Origin of the sequence: Bradyrhizobium cenepequi, assembly GCF_020329485.1 — a bacterium.
Taxonomy (GTDB): Bacteria; Pseudomonadota; Alphaproteobacteria; order Rhizobiales; family Xanthobacteraceae; genus Bradyrhizobium; species Bradyrhizobium cenepequi.
On the sequence record NZ_JAGKJI010000138.1, the window covers coordinates 1 to 1,596 of the forward strand.

1 protein-coding gene is annotated in these 1,596 nt (G+C 64.3%); it reads left to right on the forward strand.

Annotated features, from left to right (window positions below; translation table 11 throughout):
• Nucleotides 1–14 precede the first annotated feature (14 nt).
• Nucleotides 15–1,596 (forward strand): non-ribosomal peptide synthetase (locus J6497_RS40515; RefSeq protein WP_283846111.1); only part of this gene is annotated, 1,582 nt, incomplete at its 3' end.

The following is a 1,596-nucleotide window of genomic DNA, read 5'->3' on the forward strand; positions in this document are numbered from 1 at the left end:
GCGAGCATAGCGAGATGATCGCCGGCACGCTGGACTATGCCACGGCGCTGTTCGATCAGGCGACCATCGAGCGGCAGCGGGGCTATTTGCTGGCGCTGCTGCGGGCGATGGTAGCCGATGCGCAGCAGCCGGTCGGCCGCATTGAGCTGCTGTCGTCCGCTGAGCGCACCTATCTGTTGGAGGAGCTGAACCGGACGGCGGCGCCTTATGCTGAGCAGCAGTGCATCCACGAGCTGTTCGAGGCGCAGGTGCGCAAAGCCCCGGACGCGGTGGCGGTGATCGATGCGGACGAACGCCTGAGCTATGGCGAGCTCAATGCGCGGGCCAACCGCCTGGCGCATCACCTGATCGGGCGCGGGGTCAGGCCGGATCAGCCGGTCGCGATCTGCCTGGAGCGCAGCCCGGCCATGGTGGTGGGGCTGCTTGCGATTCTCAAGGCAGGGGGTGCGTATCTGCCGCTGGACCCGGCCTATCCGTCCGCGCGGCTGCGCCAGGTGCTCGACGATGCGGCGCCACGACTGCTGCTGGCCGATGCGGCCGGCCGCGCCGCGCTGGGCGCGGAGGCGCTGGCCGATGTGAGCGTGGTCGATCTCGAGGCGGCGACACCGGCTTGGGCGCAGCTGCCGGCGTCGGATCTGGATCTGCGCGCGCTCGGCCTGAGCTCGCGCCATCTCGCCTATGTGATCTACACCTCCGGCTCTACCGGGACCCCCAGGGGCGTCATGGTCGAGCATGCGCAAGTTGTTCGTTTGTTCGAGGCAACTCAGAACTGGTATGGCTTCACCGAACACGACGTATGGTGTCTGTTCCATTCCATCTCGTTCGACTTCTCAGTTTGGGAGTTGTGGGGCGCACTACGCTATGGCGGGCGTTTGCTTCTCGTGCCGAGCCGTGTTGCTCGGTCCGCTTATGACTTTCATGATCTCATCTGCAAGTCTGGCGTCACGGTTCTCAACCAGACCCCGTCGGCTTTTAAAGCGCTTATTGACGTGGAGTGTCAGAGGCGGGGCCGAAACCACCTTCGATATGTGATTTTTGGTGGCGAGGCTCTGGAGCCATCGATTCTGAATCCGTGGTATGCAAAGCATTCAGATCGCGCCCCACAACTGATTAACATGTACGGCATCACGGAAACGACCGTGCATGTAACCTATCGACTTCTTGATCAGTCTGACACTTCCAACTCAGGTAGTCCGATCGGAAAGCGGATCGGCGATCTTCGGTTGTACTTGCTGGATGGATTTGGCGCGCCGGTTCCGTTCGGGGCGGTCGGCGAGCTCTACATTGGTGGGGCGGGGGTCGCGCGTGGCTATCTGAACCGGCCCGAGCTGACGGCGGAGCGGTTTGTGGCCGATCCGTTCAGCGGCGAGGTCGGGGCGCGGATGTACCGGAGCGGCGACCTGGCGCGGTACCTGCCCGACGGCAATCTGGCGTTTTTGGGTCGCAACGACGACCAGGTGAAGATCCGCGGCTTCCGGATCGAGCCCGGCGAGATCGCCGCGCGGCTTTGCGAGCATGAGTGGGTGCGCGATGCGGTGGTGGTGGCGCGCGAGGATCGCGCCGGCGAGCCGCGGCTGGTTGCCTATGTGGTGTGTG